At 64.7% G+C, this 13,420-nt stretch carries 16 protein-coding genes; 5 read left to right on the forward strand and 11 right to left on the reverse strand.

Annotation, left to right across the window (positions count from 1 at the left end):
- Positions 1–43 precede the first annotated feature (43 nt).
- From fahA to AB3X94_RS09495, 3 genes are all read right to left on the reverse strand, one after another.
- Positions 44–1,342 carry a fumarylacetoacetase gene (fahA, locus tag AB3X94_RS09485; RefSeq protein ID WP_368611392.1) on the reverse strand — a complete coding sequence of 433 codons (1,299 nt, stop codon included), beginning with the start codon at positions 1,340–1,342 and terminating at the stop codon, positions 44–46.
- Positions 1,339–2,685: a homogentisate 1,2-dioxygenase gene (hmgA, locus tag AB3X94_RS09490; RefSeq protein WP_176109455.1), complete on the reverse strand. Its 1,347-nt coding sequence runs from the start codon at positions 2,683–2,685 to the stop codon at positions 1,339–1,341. Before hmgA ends, fahA begins: the two co-directional genes overlap by 4 nt.
- A 62-nt stretch (positions 2,686–2,747) precedes the next feature.
- Entirely contained in the window at positions 2,748–4,103 is a 1,356-nt protein-coding gene (locus AB3X94_RS09495) for an MFS transporter (RefSeq protein ID WP_368611393.1), read from the reverse strand.
- 266 nt (positions 4,104–4,369) lie between these two features.
- On the opposite strand from AB3X94_RS09495, the gene AB3X94_RS09500 reads away from it, so the two are divergent.
- Complete coding sequence (locus AB3X94_RS09500; protein WP_368611394.1) at positions 4,370–5,203, forward strand: diguanylate phosphodiesterase; 834 nt, start codon at positions 4,370–4,372, stop codon at positions 5,201–5,203.
- A gap of 38 nt (positions 5,204–5,241) precedes the next feature.
- On the opposite strand, the gene AB3X94_RS09505 is transcribed toward AB3X94_RS09500, so the two are convergent.
- Positions 5,242–6,027, reverse strand: a complete 786-nt coding sequence (locus AB3X94_RS09505; RefSeq protein ID WP_176109458.1) for an IclR family transcriptional regulator — start codon at positions 6,025–6,027, stop codon at positions 5,242–5,244.
- Between the two features lie 94 nt (positions 6,028–6,121).
- On the opposite strand from AB3X94_RS09505, the gene AB3X94_RS09510 reads away from it, so the two are divergent.
- A complete protein-coding gene (locus AB3X94_RS09510; RefSeq protein WP_176109459.1) occupies positions 6,122–7,312 on the forward strand; it encodes an acyl-CoA dehydrogenase in 1,191 nt (396 codons plus the stop codon).
- 76 nt (positions 7,313–7,388) lie between these two features.
- On the opposite strand, the gene AB3X94_RS09515 is transcribed toward AB3X94_RS09510, so the two are convergent.
- On the reverse strand, positions 7,389–8,027 hold the full coding sequence (locus AB3X94_RS09515) for a peroxiredoxin (RefSeq protein ID WP_368611395.1): 639 nt from the start codon (positions 8,025–8,027) through the stop codon (positions 7,389–7,391).
- A 342-nt stretch (positions 8,028–8,369) separates the two neighbouring features.
- Here AB3X94_RS09515 and AB3X94_RS09520 point away from each other — a divergent pair, with 342 nt between their 5' ends.
- The 3 genes from AB3X94_RS09520 (at position 8,370) to AB3X94_RS09530 (ending at position 9,768) form a co-directional block, all read left to right on the forward strand.
- Positions 8,370–8,672 carry a YqjD family protein gene (locus tag AB3X94_RS09520; protein ID WP_026227987.1) on the forward strand — a complete coding sequence of 101 codons (303 nt, stop codon included), beginning with the start codon at positions 8,370–8,372 and terminating at the stop codon, positions 8,670–8,672.
- Between the two features lie 133 nt (positions 8,673–8,805).
- A complete protein-coding gene (locus AB3X94_RS09525; protein ID WP_176109461.1) occupies positions 8,806–9,195 on the forward strand; it encodes a phage holin family protein in 390 nt (129 codons plus the stop codon).
- 57 nt (positions 9,196–9,252) lie between these two features.
- On the forward strand, positions 9,253–9,768 hold the full coding sequence (locus AB3X94_RS09530) for a DUF3318 domain-containing protein (RefSeq protein WP_368611396.1): 516 nt from the start codon (positions 9,253–9,255) through the stop codon (positions 9,766–9,768).
- Between the two features lie 87 nt (positions 9,769–9,855).
- Here AB3X94_RS09530 and AB3X94_RS09535 read toward each other — a convergent pair whose 3' ends face one another.
- The 6 genes from AB3X94_RS09535 to nrdR form a co-directional block, all read right to left on the reverse strand.
- Positions 9,856–10,287: a type IV pilin protein gene (locus tag AB3X94_RS09535; RefSeq protein ID WP_176109463.1), complete on the reverse strand. Its 432-nt coding sequence runs from the start codon at positions 10,285–10,287 to the stop codon at positions 9,856–9,858.
- A gap of 22 nt (positions 10,288–10,309) precedes the next feature.
- The gene (locus tag AB3X94_RS09540; protein ID WP_368611487.1) at positions 10,310–10,909 is read right to left on the reverse strand and encodes a hypothetical protein; all 600 of its coding nucleotides are present in this window, start codon (positions 10,907–10,909) and stop codon (positions 10,310–10,312) included.
- Positions 10,909–11,715 carry a PilW family protein gene (locus tag AB3X94_RS09545; RefSeq protein WP_368611397.1) on the reverse strand — a complete coding sequence of 269 codons (807 nt, stop codon included), beginning with the start codon at positions 11,713–11,715 and terminating at the stop codon, positions 10,909–10,911. Before AB3X94_RS09545 ends, AB3X94_RS09540 begins: the two co-directional genes overlap by 1 nt.
- The gene (locus AB3X94_RS09550; protein WP_176109466.1) at positions 11,712–12,161 is read right to left on the reverse strand and encodes a hypothetical protein; all 450 of its coding nucleotides are present in this window, start codon (positions 12,159–12,161) and stop codon (positions 11,712–11,714) included. Before AB3X94_RS09550 ends, AB3X94_RS09545 begins: the two co-directional genes overlap by 4 nt.
- On the reverse strand, positions 12,158–12,724 hold the full coding sequence (locus AB3X94_RS09555; RefSeq protein WP_368611398.1) for a GspH/FimT family pseudopilin: 567 nt from the start codon (positions 12,722–12,724) through the stop codon (positions 12,158–12,160). Before AB3X94_RS09555 ends, AB3X94_RS09550 begins: the two co-directional genes overlap by 4 nt.
- A 213-nt stretch (positions 12,725–12,937) precedes the next feature.
- The gene (gene nrdR / locus AB3X94_RS09560; RefSeq protein WP_008919734.1) at positions 12,938–13,420 is read right to left on the reverse strand and encodes a transcriptional regulator NrdR; all 483 of its coding nucleotides are present in this window, start codon (positions 13,418–13,420) and stop codon (positions 12,938–12,940) included.

Genomic DNA, 13,420 nt, shown 5'->3' on the forward strand with positions numbered 1-13,420 from the left:
CGGCATTCGTTGCCGGCCCTCGTTCATCGTGACTGCCGCGCGCTCACTCTCGCGCCGGCAGAATCTCTCCGGCACACGCGCCGAACCCGACGCGATACCCGTCGCCCTGGCACCAGCCGACCAGCGTCAACTCATCGCCGTCCTCGATGAACGTGCGCGTACCGCCCTCCTGCAGCTCCAGCGGCTTCTTGCCGTTCCACGTCAGTTCGAGCAGGCTGCCGTACGAATCCTCGGTCGGCCCGCTGATCGTCCCCGAGCCCATCAGGTCGCCCACCCGCGTATTGCAGCCTGCCACCGTGTGATGCGCGAGTTGCTGCGCCATCGTCCAGTACATGAATTTGAAGTTGGTCCGCGCGATCGTGCTCGCTTGCCGCGCGCGTGGCGCGCGCAAGCTCACTTCGAGGTGAATGTCGAACGCATGCTTTCCTCGATGCCGCAGATACGCGAGCGGCTCTGGCTCCTGCACCGGCTGCGCGACGCGAAACGGTTCGAGCGCATCGAGCGTGACGACCCACGGCGAAATCGTCGTCGCGAAGGTTTTCGCGTTGAACGGACCGAGCGGCACGTATTCCCATTGCTGGATGTCGCGCGCGCTCCAGTCGTTGAGCAGCACCATGCCGAAGATGTGCGCTTCCGCGTCCTCGCACGCGATCGGCTCCCCCAGCGCATTGCCGCCGCCGATAATGAAACCCGTCTCCAGTTCGATATCGAGCTTGCGGCACGCGCCGAACACCGGCCGCTCCTGTTCCGGCAGCTTCAGCTGACCATTCGGACGACGCACCGGCGTGCCGCTCACGACCACCGACGACGCCCGTCCGTTGTAGCCGATCGGCATCTCCGACCAGTTCGGCAGCAGCGCATTCTTCGGATCGCGGAACATCGAGCCGACATTGGTCGCATGTTCCTTCGACGAATAGAAATCCGTGTAGCCCGGAATCTGCACCGGCAGATGCAGACGCGCATCGGCCTGACTCACCAGCACCTTCGCGCGCAACGCGGCATCGTCGCGCAGCGTCGCGGTGTCGCGCGCGAGCAGTTGGCTCAGCTGGATTCGAACGCTGCGCCATGCGTCGCGGCCGAGCGCGATGAAATCGTTCAGCGCATCGCGCGCGAACACGTTCTGCGCCGGCACGCTCAGCAGACCCGCTGCCTGCAACGCGCCGAGATCGACGATCTGATCGCCGATCGCGACGCCCACGCGGCGCGCGTCGTTGCCACGATCGCTGAAAATGCCGAACGGCAGGTTCTGGATCGGGAAGTCGCTAGCCGGCTCGTTGGCCGACTCGATCCAGCTTTTGCGCGACGCATCGAGCGTCGCCTGGAGATCGTTCACCGCGTTCATCGTTGCTCCGGATTGAAGTGTTTCTCGAGGCCTTGCCAGCACTCGTAGTAATGCGCCTGCAGTTGCGCGGTTTCGAGCGCGAAGCGCGTCGGCTTGATCAGCGTGCGTGTTTCGAACATGAAGGCCATCGTGTCGTCGACCTTCTTCGGCACCGAGGTATCGATATGCGACGCCTTCTCGAACGTGTCCGCGTCCGGACCGTGGCCCGTCATGCAGTTGTGCAGGCTCGCGCCGCCGGGCACGAAGCCCTCGGCCTTCGCGTCGTAGACGCCATGCACGAGCCCCATGAACTCGCTCGCGACGTTGCGATGGAACCAGGGCGGGCGGAACGTATCTTCGGCGGCGAGCCAGCGCGGCGGGAAGATCACGAAGTCGATCGTATCGACGCCCGGCGTGTCGCTTTGCGATTGCAGCACGAGGAAGATCGACGGGTCCGGATGATCGAAGCTGATCGAGCCGATCGTGTTGAAGCGGCGCAGGTCATATTTGTACGGCGCGTAGTTGCCGTGCCACGCGACCACGTCGAGAGGGGAATGGCCGATGTCCGCGCGCCACAGATTGCCGTTCATCTTCGCGACGAGTTCGAACGCGCCTTCGCGGTCTTCATACGCGGCGTGCGGCGTCAGAAAATCGCGCGGATTCGCGAGACCGTTGGAGCCGATCGGCCCCAGTTCCGGCAGACGCAGCAGCGCGCCAAAGTTCTCGCAGATATAGCCGCGCGCGCTGCCGTCCGGCAGGCTGACCGCGAAGCGCACGCCGCGCGGAATCACTGCGATCTCGAACGGCTCGATATCGACACGGCCCATTTCGGTCGCGATATGCAGGCGGCCTTGTTGCGGCACGATCAGCAGTTCGCCGTCGGCGTTGTAGAAGAAGCGGTTCTGCATCGAACGGTTCGCCGCGTACAGATGGATCGCGCAACCGCTCATCGCTTCTGCCGAGCCGTTGCCCGCCATCGTGACCCAACCGTCGATGAAATCGGTCGGCTCGCCCGGCATCGGCAGCGGGTCCCAGCGCAGCTGGTTCGGCGGCGTCGGCGGCACCTCGGCGAAGTTCGCGACGAGCCGCTCCGACGGCAGCATCGTGAACGGCTTGTGCATCGCCGCCGGGCGAATCCGGTACAGCCACGAGCGACGGTTGTGACCGCGTGGCGCCGTAAACGCCGTGCCCGAAATCTGCTCGGCATACAAACCATAGGCCGCGCGCTGCGGCGAGTTGCGGCCGGTCGGCAGCGCGCCCGGCAACGCCTCGGTCGCGAATTCGTTGGCGAAACCCGACTGATAGCCGGGCTCGATTTCAGGTCGCAGGCGTTGGTCGGCCGGCGTACGTGTTGAGGTATCCATACAAGGTTCTCCGCGAGTTGCTCGATTCTTTCCCGGGTGCTACGTGATCTTTGCAGTCAGGCTCAGGCGGGCTCCGCTTCGGACGCGCGCCCGGGTTGCCGCGTTGCGCCCGCGAGCACGACCACCAGCAGCGCCGAGCACAGCACCGGCACCGCCGCCGCATGAAACAGCGCGGCATTCGACCAGTTCAGCGCGATCAGCTGTCCGCCGACGAGCGGCCCGATCACCGAACCGATCCGGCCGATGCCGAGACTCCAGCCGATGCCGGTCGAGCGCAGCGCGGTCGGATAGAAATGCCCGGCGAGCGCATTGACCGCCGGCTGTCCGCCGACCACGCAAAAGCCGCCCGCGAACACGACGACGAGCAGCCACGGCAGCAGATGCGCGACCGCGCCGATCGTGCCGACCGCGACCGTGGCAACCGCGAAGCACGCGAACAGCACGCGCACGAAACCCATGCGCTCGATGAACCAGCCGAGCAGCAGCGTGCCGATCACGCCACCCGTCTGCAGCACCGTGCCGACGATCACCGCCGTGCCCGGCGTGTAGCCGGCTTCGCGCATCACGGTGGGCAGCCAGTTGGACAGGAAGTACAGCACGATCAGGTTCATGAAGCTGATCGCCCACAGGATCAGCGTGACCGGACCGCGTCCCGCGCGGAACAGCTCCGCGACCGGCGCGCCGTCGTTGCGCTTTTCGCTGACGACGAGGCGCGTGTTCGCGTTGATCGGCAAGGCCGGGTCGAACTTCGCCAGCCAGCTCGCTGCGCGCGCACTGCGCCCTTTCAGCACCAGAAACTGCAGCGACTCCGGCAGCGTCGCCAGCATCGCGAACGCGAGCAGCAACGGCACCGCGCCGCCGACCCAGAACACCGCGCGCCAGCCGTAGGCCGGAATCAGCGCGGCGCTGACGAAGCCGCCGAGCGCCGCGCCGAGCGTGAAGCCGCACGACACCAACATCATGCGCTTGACCCGATGCGCGGGCGTCGAGAATTCGCCGACCAGCGCCATCGCGTTCGGCATGATGCAGCCGAGCCCGAGACCGGTGATGAAGCGCAGCGCGATCAGCGCGGGAATCGTCGCGACGAACGGCGTGGCGAGCATCGACAGCGAGAAGAAGAACGTCGCGCCGATCAGCACCGGCCGGCGGCCGATGTGGTCGGCCAGTACCGACAGCCCGAGCGCGCCCAGCAGCATGCCGAACAGGCTCGCGCTAAAGACGGGGCCGAGCGCGGTTTTCGCGACATGCCATTCGGCGATCACGCTGGGCGCGACATAGCCCATCGCTTGCGCGTCGAAGCCGTCGATCAGCAGACACAGCCCGCACAGCGCGAGCAGCATCGCCTGAAAAGTCGGGCGATGCGTTTCGGCAAGCACGCGCTCGACTTCGATCACATTGGCGGCGGGTTGGTCACTCATTGGGGCCTCCCTCGAATTGGGCGGAATCAGGTTTTACGAATAGTAAAACGAATTACGAATAGTGAAACTAACGTATACCCCTGGAAACGTGCGTGCCAACCTCGTGATTGCGCGCTGAGCCCCGGCCAATAAGCGTTAGGCCAATAACGTTATGAGCATTTTGTTAATCTGCGCAGGGCGCGTACTGCTACCATCAATGGATGCGGCCATCGCGTCGCGCAGCCACGCGCCCGGTGCGCGTTCATCGTCGCCTTTCATTCGCCTTCATGATTTCGCCGACCATCCCCGATCTGATCGCCCGCGCCGCTCATCACCCGTTTCTCGGCGAGCATCTGGCCATGGGACAAGGCGCGCACGCCGGCATTGCGCTCGCGCATTTCGACGGCATCGAGCTCACGAGCGCCTACGAGCCGATCTTCGACATCAGCGTGCATGGGCTCGCGCAGTCGCTGTCATGCGGCGCGGAAGGGGTCGACCGCTTCGGTGACGAGCTCGGCTTTCAGGCGGTCACGCACCGGCTCGGCGCACCGCCGTTCGACGTGTTCGATCCGTTCGACAACATCGCCGACGATCAGCAGCTGGTCGCGCTGGATCGTATGTCGCGCGCGCTGCACGCAATCAACTTCTTCGGGCCGCAGCGGCATGGGCTGCTGTTTCTACGCGTGCACGAGAGGCTGTTGAAGAGCGTGAAGTACGACCACGGCCGGCATTTTTCGAGCGTGCTGACGTCGTTCAATTTGAGTCCGACGCGCATCGTCATCGAGCTGCCGGCGGCGGCGGTCGCGCACAAGACGTTTCTGGGCTATCTGACGCGCAGCTATCAGCACTACGGCTTCAAGGTGGCGGGCAATCTGTCGAACGCGGGGCAGATCCTGTCGGTATCGGAAACCGCACGGCTCGATTTCATCAAGATGGATGCGACGGCCGCGTTGCGCGACGCGACCGTGAAGCCGCTCGTCGGCTACGCAGGCCGGCTGCGGGTGCCGCTGATTTTCAATCGCGTGATGGACGAGACGCAGTTCTCCGCGCTACAGCAGTACGACGTGCGGTTCGTGCAAGGGCCATTGTTCAACGCGCATTATCACGATCGCGCGGCGTGACACGGCGGGGCCGGTTGAGCCGGGCGCCCCGGCCTTCCTCAGCCCGGCTCCCCTAGCCGCGCCGCGAGCGCCTTCAGGCGCGGCGCGACGTTCTCGCGAAACACTTCCTCCCCCATCGATGATGCCGGCCCGCTGCAGCTGAGCACGAGCCAGCGGTTTTCGCGCGGCTCGCGAAACGGCACCGCGACCGCGTTCACGTCGTCATGCCACGCGCGAAACGAGTAGCAGCAGCGCTCCGTCGCGAACGCGGCGATCTCCTGTTCGGCTTCGGCGACCAGCATCGCCCCTGCCCTGCCTGCCGCTTTTTTCAGTTCCGCGAGTAACGCGGTACGCGCGTCGAGCGGCTGCACGGCGAGATACGCGCGGCCCATCGAACTCGTCAGCATCGACAGTTTCGAGCCGGATGCGAGGCCGAGCGTCAACGCGGTCTCGCTGCGAATCGTCTCCAGATACACCATGTCGAGCCCATCCCGGCACCCGAGCGAAACCGCCGCGCCGACCTCGCGCGCGAGGCTGCGCAGGTGCGGGCGCGCGAGTTCGAGCATGTCGCTGCCCGATAGCAGCGCGAAGCCGAGCGACAGCACGCCCGCGTCGAGCGCATATTTGCCGTGTCTTTCGTCGAGCCGCAGATAGCCGAGCACGGTCAGCGTGTAGGCGAGCCGGTTCACGGTTGCCTTCGGCAAACCCGTGCGTTCGACGAAATCGCGATTGCCGAGCATCGTGTCGCCCGGCCGGAACGCGCGCAACAGGTCCAGCCCGCGGGCAAGGGCGACGACGAATTTGCGTTCGTCGAGCGGAGCGGAGAAAGTGGATGGCAGCGTCATAGGGTGCTACACTCGGGCGTCGTTTGCAAAACATTGTTTCGCAAAGCGGAACTCAAGTCAAGCTTGTTCTGAGCGTGAAATCAGGAGATACGTCATGGCCGTAGCCGCGCAGTTTCACTGGGAAGATCCGTTGCTGCTGGATCAGCAGTTGACCGAAGACGAACGCATGGTGCGCGACGCCGCCGCGGCCTACTCGCAGGACAAGCTGCTGCCGCGCGTGCTCGAAGCGTTCCGCCATGAAAAGACCGATGTCGGGATCTTTCGCGAAATGGGCGAACTCGGCCTGCTCGGCCCGACGATTCCCGAACAGTACGGCGGCCCCGGTCTGAACTATGTCGCGTACGGGCTGATCGCGCGTGAAGTCGAACGTGTCGACTCCGGCTATCGCTCGATGATGTCGGTGCAGTCGTCGCTGGTGATGGTGCCGATTTACGAGTTCGGCTCGGACGCGCAGAAGGAAAAATATCTGCCGAAGCTCGCGCGCGGCGAGTGGATCGGCTGCTTCGGCCTGACCGAGCCGAACCACGGCTCCGATCCGGGCAGCATGGTCACGCGCGCGAAGAAGGTCAATGGCGGCTATTCGCTGTCGGGCTCGAAGATGTGGATCACCAATTCGCCGATCGCCGACGTGTTCGTCGTGTGGGCGAAGCTCGAGGAAAACGGCAAGGACCACATCCGCGGCTTTATTCTCGAGAAGGGCTGGAAGGGTCTGTCGGCGCCGGCGATCCACGGCAAGATCGGGCTGCGCGCGTCGATCACCGGTGAAATCGTGCTCGACGATGTGTTCGTGCCGGAAGAGAACATCATGCCGGGCGTCAGCGGCCTGCGCGGTCCGTTCACATGTCTGAACTCGGCGCGCTACGGCATCGCCTGGGGCGCGCTCGGCGCGGCGGAAGCATGCTGGCACATCGCGCGGCAGTACGTGCTCGATCGCACGCAGTTCGGCCGGCCGCTTGCCGCGAACCAGTTGATCCAGAAGAAGCTCGCCGATATGCAGACCGAAATCACGCTCGGGCTGCAAGGCGTGCTGCGCCTCGGCCGCATGAAGGACGAAGGCACGGCCGCCACCGAAATCACGTCGATCATGAAGCGCAATTCGTGCGGCAAAGCGCTCGACATCGCCCGCCTCGCGCGCGACATGCTCGGTGGCAACGGTATTTCGGACGAGTTCGGCGTCGCCCGCCATCTGGTGAACCTCGAGGTCGTCAACACCTACGAAGGCACCCACGACGTTCATGCGCTGATCCTCGGCCGTGCGCAGACGGGTATTCAGGCGTTCTTCTGATGCCGATGCTGGCGTTCCGATGGTGCAAAAAAAGCCGGTTCATTCGAACCGGCTTTTCTGTTTGATGCCGCGCAGCTTACTGGTTCGGCTGCGGCGTCATGCGCAGGTACGGACGCAGTGCCTTGTAGCCCTTCGGGAATTTCTGCTTGATCACTTCTTCGTCCTTCAGCGACGGCACGATCACGACGTCATCGCCCTGCTTCCAGTTGCCCGGCGTCGCGACCGAGTGACTGTCGGTCAGTTGCAGCGAATCGATCACGCGCAGCACTTCGTCGAAGTTGCGGCCGGTACTCGCCGGATACGTGATGATCAAACGCACCTTCTTATTCGGATCGATGACGAACAGCGAACGCACGGTGAACGTTTCGTTCGCGTTCGGATGAATCATGTCGTAAAGCTGGGAGACCTTGCGATCGCCGTCCGCGAGAATCGGAAAACCGACGTTGGCGGCCTGCGTCTCGTTGATGTCCTTGATCCACGCCTTGTGCGACTCCGCGCTGTCTACCGACAACGCGATCGTCTTCACGTTGCGCTTTTCGAACTCGCTTGCAAGCTTCGCGGTCAGGCCCAGCTCGGTCGTGCAGACCGGCGTGAAGTCGGCAGGATGCGAGAACAGCACGCCCCAGCTATTGCCGAGCCAGTCGTGAAAACTGATACGGCCAATGCTCGACTCCTGTTCGAAATCCGGCGCAATGTCGCCAAGACGTAGACTCATAGTGCATCTCCTGTAGGTATTCGGAACGTATCCAGATATGGTCGCGGGCGTGTGCCCGCGACGGCCCGTCACGATAAAGCATAAGGCCGCGGTGGTACATGGCGAACCAAGATCGCGTCAGTACTTTATGCGTTTTTGTAATTTTCTCCGGTTTGATGGAAACTTTGCGGGACAGATCAACTCAATCCGATACCGGTCTGGAGCAAAGTGCCCTCAACCTGGTGTCGCCACGCGCTGCCGGGAACGGATCGTGCGTCGGTGGCCGGCAACCGGCACTAGGCTCGCCAGCGACCGTTTCTTTGGTTACGATTTACGCGTAGCGTGAGACAAAGGGAGCTGTCAATGTCGGAAGTCAACAAGGAGAGATTGATGTCGGATATCAAAACCGTCCTCGCGGACGCTGAAGACCTGCTGAAACAGGCCGCGAGCGCTACCGGCGAACGCGCGTCCGAACTGCGCGAGACCGCGCTGACGCGCCTGAAGCAGGCGAAAGAAAAAGCAGCCGACGTTCAGGTCGTGGTCGTCGAAAAAGGGAAGAAGGCTGCCCGCGCTACCGACGACTACGTGCACGAACATCCGTGGGCGTCCATCGGTATCGCCGCCGGCATCGGCATGGTGGTCGGTCTGCTGATCAATCGCAAGTAAAGGCCGATGAATCCGCCGGAGCAGGCATGTCCGGCGCACCGGCGATACGGGCGGACCGGCGCGAGCCTCGCCGGTCCCCTTCTGCTGGCGCGCGTGCGCGCTGGCCAGGCCCTCACGCGCAACGCCCACAGCCATGACGACCGAAACACACTCGCAGCGCGCAGAACACAGCCCGTTGCGCCGTATTCTCAGTTCCGTGTTTGCGATTCTGCAGACGCGGCTCGAACTGGTGGGCATCGAACTCGCCGAGGAAAAAGACCGCCTGCTCGGCGTGCTGTTTCTCGGCCTTGCCGCGATGATGCTCGCCACGATGGCCTTGATCGCGTTGACCGCACTCGTCGCCATTGCCTTCTGGGACACCTACCGATGGCAGGCGCTTGCCGGCATCACCGCGGTCTACGCGATTGCTGGGCTCGCCTGTGCGCTGAAGGCGCGCAGCGGTTTGCGCAATGCGCCGCTGGTATTCGAAGCGACCCTCGCCGAGTTCGAAAAGGATCGCGAAGCGTTTCGCAGCCGCGACTGATGGGCAAGTTTGTCTGCATCCGATCCATCGCCTCACCTCCACTCCCGCCGACACGCCATGAGCCCATCCCGTCCCGATACAGCCTTTCGTAACAAGCGCCATCCGTCGAAGGATCTGAGCGCCCCGCATCTGCGGGCGCTGCGCAAGGAATTGCTGCTCGTGCGCGCGGATGTCGAACGCGTCGAGCTCGCGCAGGCCGCCTTCGAACTGCGCCGGGCCGTCACGCATTTCAGCTGGCTCAAGTTCGTGATCCCCGGCTTCGGCGGCTTGCGCGTCGGCAAAGGGCCGAAGGCGAGCGTGCTCAACGCGGGCACGATCGGCGCATTGCTCAAGCAGTACCCGTTGATCAGCTCGATCGTTTCGCTGTTGCTCGCCAAACCGCTGCGCGCGACGGTCATCAGGAGCGCGAGGCCCGCGCTCAAGTGGGGCGGCCTTGCGCTCGGCGCGTGGGAAGCGGTCCGGGTCTGGCAACAGATGAAGAACGAGTCGGCGGCGGCGCGGGCGGCCGCGGCGGCTTCCGCTACGGCGCAGTCGGCGGCAGAGCAGGCCGATTCGACGAGAAGCGGCTATTGAGGTCCTGGCCGCTGCGAGTGGCTGCGATCTGCGAACTCTCGGATGTCTCGCTCGCAAGGCTGCGCGCGTCGGTTTTCAATTCACCCGCTAACCCGTATTCCAGCATTCGCTGCTCGTGGGCGCCGCGCCGCTCGTGTCATTTCTATTGCCTCGCTGACCTGTCGCGTCCAGCGTGAACGCGCCGCACGGGTCATCGCGCATCGGGCCCGCTTCCGCTGGAACCGCTTCGATCGAATAGCCGCCGTTCGTATCGTCCGCGGGCAGCACGCGCACGCGATACACCGGCGCGCCGAACTGCGGCGCCTGATCGATGCCCGGTGGCAAGGCCGGCACGCCATCGCTCGCCGCGGCCTCGACGAATTGCGCAGCCCGATATAACGCCGACGCCGCGTCGATGCGATGGGTGCGCGCGATGTGGCTTCGATACGAAGGGATCGCAAACGCGGCGAGCGTGGCGGCAATCGCGAGCGCGATCACGAGTTCGAGCAGCGTGAATGCGGATGTGTTCGGCCTTTTCATACGTGTCCAGTCGGTGCGTTCCTCAAAATGGTCTCGCGGCAATGCGCCGCCAATGACGCTCGATCGCGCCATCCTCGGTCACCAGTTCCATCTGCAACCAGACCTGTGACTCGCCGCTCTGCCCGAAGCCGCGCGCGGTGAGCAGATAAGCGCTCGCGTTGGGTCGAGTCGAGAGACGCCAAGGCTCGATCAGGCATTGCGGCGCACGCGATGATCCCGGCCATTGCGGCACAGGCGTGATGGCGCCTGCGTCGAACGCGGCTTCAAGCCTCCATTGAGCCGGCTCGCCGGATGTTAGCGGTGCATTGGGCGCGTCGCCGGGTGCCGATAGCACATTGCGCGCGCACAAGCTCAGCGCCGAGTCGGCCGCATGGAAAGCTTGCAGATAGTCGCGCGCATTGGTCGCCGCGCGAGCGGCTGCGAGCGATGTTTCGAACCAGATCGCGGACGTGGCGAGCATCATGGCCGAGATCAACAGCACGATAGCTAGCACGACACCGCGTTGATGTGCGCGTCGGACACCGTCCCGACAACTTCGCCTAACTAAGCGTTTCGCTTTTGCACTTGCCCCGCCGCATATGTCGTACGCACGACAGCGTTGCGTTGCTGAGTCACGGTTTATCACGACGACACCTCCGCGCGATTGCGCAGCCCCACCCTGCGCGAAAACGCCTGTCGAGGCCGCAAGTCGCTGCCGAGCGTACTCGCGCCATCGCAATCGACGTACTTCGAGCGCCGTCCTTGCGGCGCGCCGCGCACCAGCACGCAGACATCCACCGCGACGACGTTCGTCCATTGATCCGCCGCGACGGCCGACGCATTCACAGCATTGGCCGCCCCGCCCAGCCAGTAGCGCAACCGCACGCGCTCCACGCCTTCGACCAGCGGCTGCGCGGACCCGGCATTGCCGCTGCCGACGCAGTAAAGCTCCGGCTCGCCGGTCGAGCCGCTGACGTTGGCGAAGTATCGATTGACCACCGGCGCGCCCTGATCGCCAAGGACTGCATCGCTGCTCTTGACGGCCTGGCCGACACAGTCGGTCACCTGCCCGCTCGACGATGGCCACGTCGATACGACGTCTGCGACGTAACGGACCGCGACGCCATCGGAGCCTGTACTCAACGTGGTGCAAGCGAGGTTGTCGTCGGCGCCGGTCGGGCGACCGCCCGAGCAGCCGAACAGCGCAGGCGCCGCGTTATAGCCAACGACGTCGGCAGGGACGAAGCCGGCCATCTGCAATTGCTGGCCGATCAGCATCAGCGCGGTCAAGCCGGCTTCGCGAATCCGGGTCGCGTTGCTCGCCTGCACGAACGCGTTGCGCTGCGCCGTGTAAAGAGACACGGCGCCCGCGGTCACGATCAGCCCAAGCGCCATCGCGATCAGGAATTCGACCAGCGTGTGACCGCGTGGGCAATGCGGCCGCTTCATTTCGCGAACGCCAACGCGACACACGACGATCCGGCCGGTGCATCGACGTCGCCGCAAGGCTCCGCCGGCGGCCCGATCCCATCGCCCGCAATGGGCCGGTCTCGCACGGACGCCCACGTCACCCGCGCCGACGCGACCACGCCGCTCTCGCCGATCGATGCGTCGCCTTGCGGCAGCAGAACATTCGCCCACCCGCTCGATTGATCGAGTGCGGCATTGCCCACGGAAGGCGTGCGCGTCGCTTCGGCGATCGAGTCGGCTATCCACGTGGCGCTCTCGCGCAGCGACATTGCGTGCGCTTCACGTGCGGTCCACACCTGCGCCGCGATCAACCCCAGCGCGCTTACCGCGACCAACGCGACGGCCAGCATCACCTCGATCAACGAACTGCCGCCAGATGCCGACGCTTGCGCACGCACACCAGTACTGAATGCGGGCCATCTCATGACGTCGCTCCACACGCGCCCTCCGAGATCCGCGCGCGACCTCCTGCCGCGACACTGATGCAGCGCCGCCACGGGTTTCCCTGCATCGACTTCGATGGGCTGCGCGGCGCGATATCGAAACTTCGAAACGCGCCGATCAGTTGCCCTGCGGGCGGCGTGAACGTCATATCCGTCTGCACGCCGGCGATGCTCACCGCCGCGAGCGCCGGCTGCGCGCGCAACAACGCCGGCTTGCCGCCGCGTTCGGCGAATACGGCCCAACCACAGGCCCAGTCGGCGACGCCGTCGGCGCAGGGTTGGCCCGACGCAAGACAGACGCGCGCGGCATCGACGCGACACACCGTGATGCGCGCGCCGCGCCGCAGCGCCTCGCTGCGCGCGTAGGCGAAGGTGGACAGCAGCGCCTTCGAGCGCGCGTCGACCTGATCTCGCATATGCCATGAGGCGAACGACGGCATTGCCATCACCGCCATCAGCATCACCAGCGCTATCACCGCCAGCGTCTCGACGAGCGTGAAACCGGCGCACGATGGCCGGCGAGTTCCCTTGATTTTCATCTGCATCCCTGAGCGTTTCGAACGGATGCAGCCAATCTAGCGATTTGCGAGCGCGCCGACCATCGTCCGAATGGCCAGGTGGCATTCAGACGTTAGCGCACGCAACAATGCACGTGACGATCGATCACGGAGGCGGGAGAAGCGATGCGTGAAGAAAAGCGCGAAATGCGCGAGGCGATGGATGCGAATGACCGCAGCTCAGCTGCGGCACGCGTGCGCTCAGCGCTTGCGGGAAGGTTTGGGCGGGGAAGAGGCGCGGCGAAATTCCTCGATCACGTCCTCGAATTCGGAGACGTCTTCGAAGCGCCGGTATACGGAGGCGAAGCGGACGTAAGCGATCGTGTCGAGCGCGCGCAACTCGTTCATCACGAGTTCGCCGAGGCGCTCGCTACGCACCTCGCGCTCGCCGCTGCCGAGCAGCTGATACTCGATGCGGGCGACCGCCGCTTCAATCGCGTCCACCGCAACTGGCCGCTTGCGCAGCGCCAGTTGCATGCTCGCGACGATCTTGCGGCGATCGAATTCCGTGCGCGTGCCGTCCTTCTTGACGACCGACGGCAACGCCAGCTCGACCCGCTCATACGTCGTGAAACGCTTGTCGCAGGCCGGGCAGCGGCGGCGCCGGCGAATCGTCGCGCCGTCTTCGGATACGCGCGAGTCGACGACCTGCGTATCGGCGTGGCGGCAGAAGGGGCAATGCAT

Source organism: Paraburkholderia sp. BR10923, assembly GCF_040948765.1.
In the GTDB taxonomy this organism is placed as follows: domain Bacteria; phylum Pseudomonadota; class Gammaproteobacteria; order Burkholderiales; family Burkholderiaceae; genus Paraburkholderia; species Paraburkholderia youngii.

What these genes read in the sequence shown, in the direction of transcription:
- fahA (WP_368611392.1), bottom strand. Translation starts at nt 1,342, where the DNA reads ATGAACGCGGTGAACGATCTCCAGGCGACGCTCGATGCGTCGCGCAAA.
- hmgA (WP_176109455.1), bottom strand. Translation starts at nt 2,685, where the DNA reads ATGGATACCTCAACACGTACGCCGGCCGACCAACGCCTGCGACCTGAA.
- AB3X94_RS09495 (WP_368611393.1), bottom strand. Translation starts at nt 4,103, where the DNA reads ATGAGTGACCAACCCGCCGCCAATGTGATCGAAGTCGAGCGCGTGCTT.
- AB3X94_RS09500 (WP_368611394.1), top strand. Translation starts at nt 4,370, where the DNA reads ATGATTTCGCCGACCATCCCCGATCTGATCGCCCGCGCCGCTCATCAC.
- AB3X94_RS09505 (WP_176109458.1), bottom strand. Translation starts at nt 6,027, where the DNA reads ATGACGCTGCCATCCACTTTCTCCGCTCCGCTCGACGAACGCAAATTC.
- AB3X94_RS09510 (WP_176109459.1), top strand. Translation starts at nt 6,122, where the DNA reads ATGGCCGTAGCCGCGCAGTTTCACTGGGAAGATCCGTTGCTGCTGGAT.
- AB3X94_RS09515 (WP_368611395.1), bottom strand. Translation starts at nt 8,027, where the DNA reads ATGAGTCTACGTCTTGGCGACATTGCGCCGGATTTCGAACAGGAGTCG.
- AB3X94_RS09520 (WP_026227987.1), top strand. Translation starts at nt 8,370, where the DNA reads ATGTCGGAAGTCAACAAGGAGAGATTGATGTCGGATATCAAAACCGTC.
- AB3X94_RS09525 (WP_176109461.1), top strand. Translation starts at nt 8,806, where the DNA reads ATGACGACCGAAACACACTCGCAGCGCGCAGAACACAGCCCGTTGCGC.
- AB3X94_RS09530 (WP_368611396.1), top strand. Translation starts at nt 9,253, where the DNA reads ATGAGCCCATCCCGTCCCGATACAGCCTTTCGTAACAAGCGCCATCCG.
- AB3X94_RS09535 (WP_176109463.1), bottom strand. Translation starts at nt 10,287, where the DNA reads ATGAAAAGGCCGAACACATCCGCATTCACGCTGCTCGAACTCGTGATC.
- AB3X94_RS09545 (WP_368611397.1), bottom strand. Translation starts at nt 11,715, where the DNA reads ATGAAGCGGCCGCATTGCCCACGCGGTCACACGCTGGTCGAATTCCTG.
- AB3X94_RS09550 (WP_176109466.1), bottom strand. Translation starts at nt 12,161, where the DNA reads ATGAGATGGCCCGCATTCAGTACTGGTGTGCGTGCGCAAGCGTCGGCA.
- AB3X94_RS09555 (WP_368611398.1), bottom strand. Translation starts at nt 12,724, where the DNA reads ATGCAGATGAAAATCAAGGGAACTCGCCGGCCATCGTGCGCCGGTTTC.
- nrdR (WP_008919734.1), bottom strand. Translation starts at nt 13,420, where the DNA reads ATGCATTGCCCCTTCTGCCGCCACGCCGATACGCAGGTCGTCGACTCG.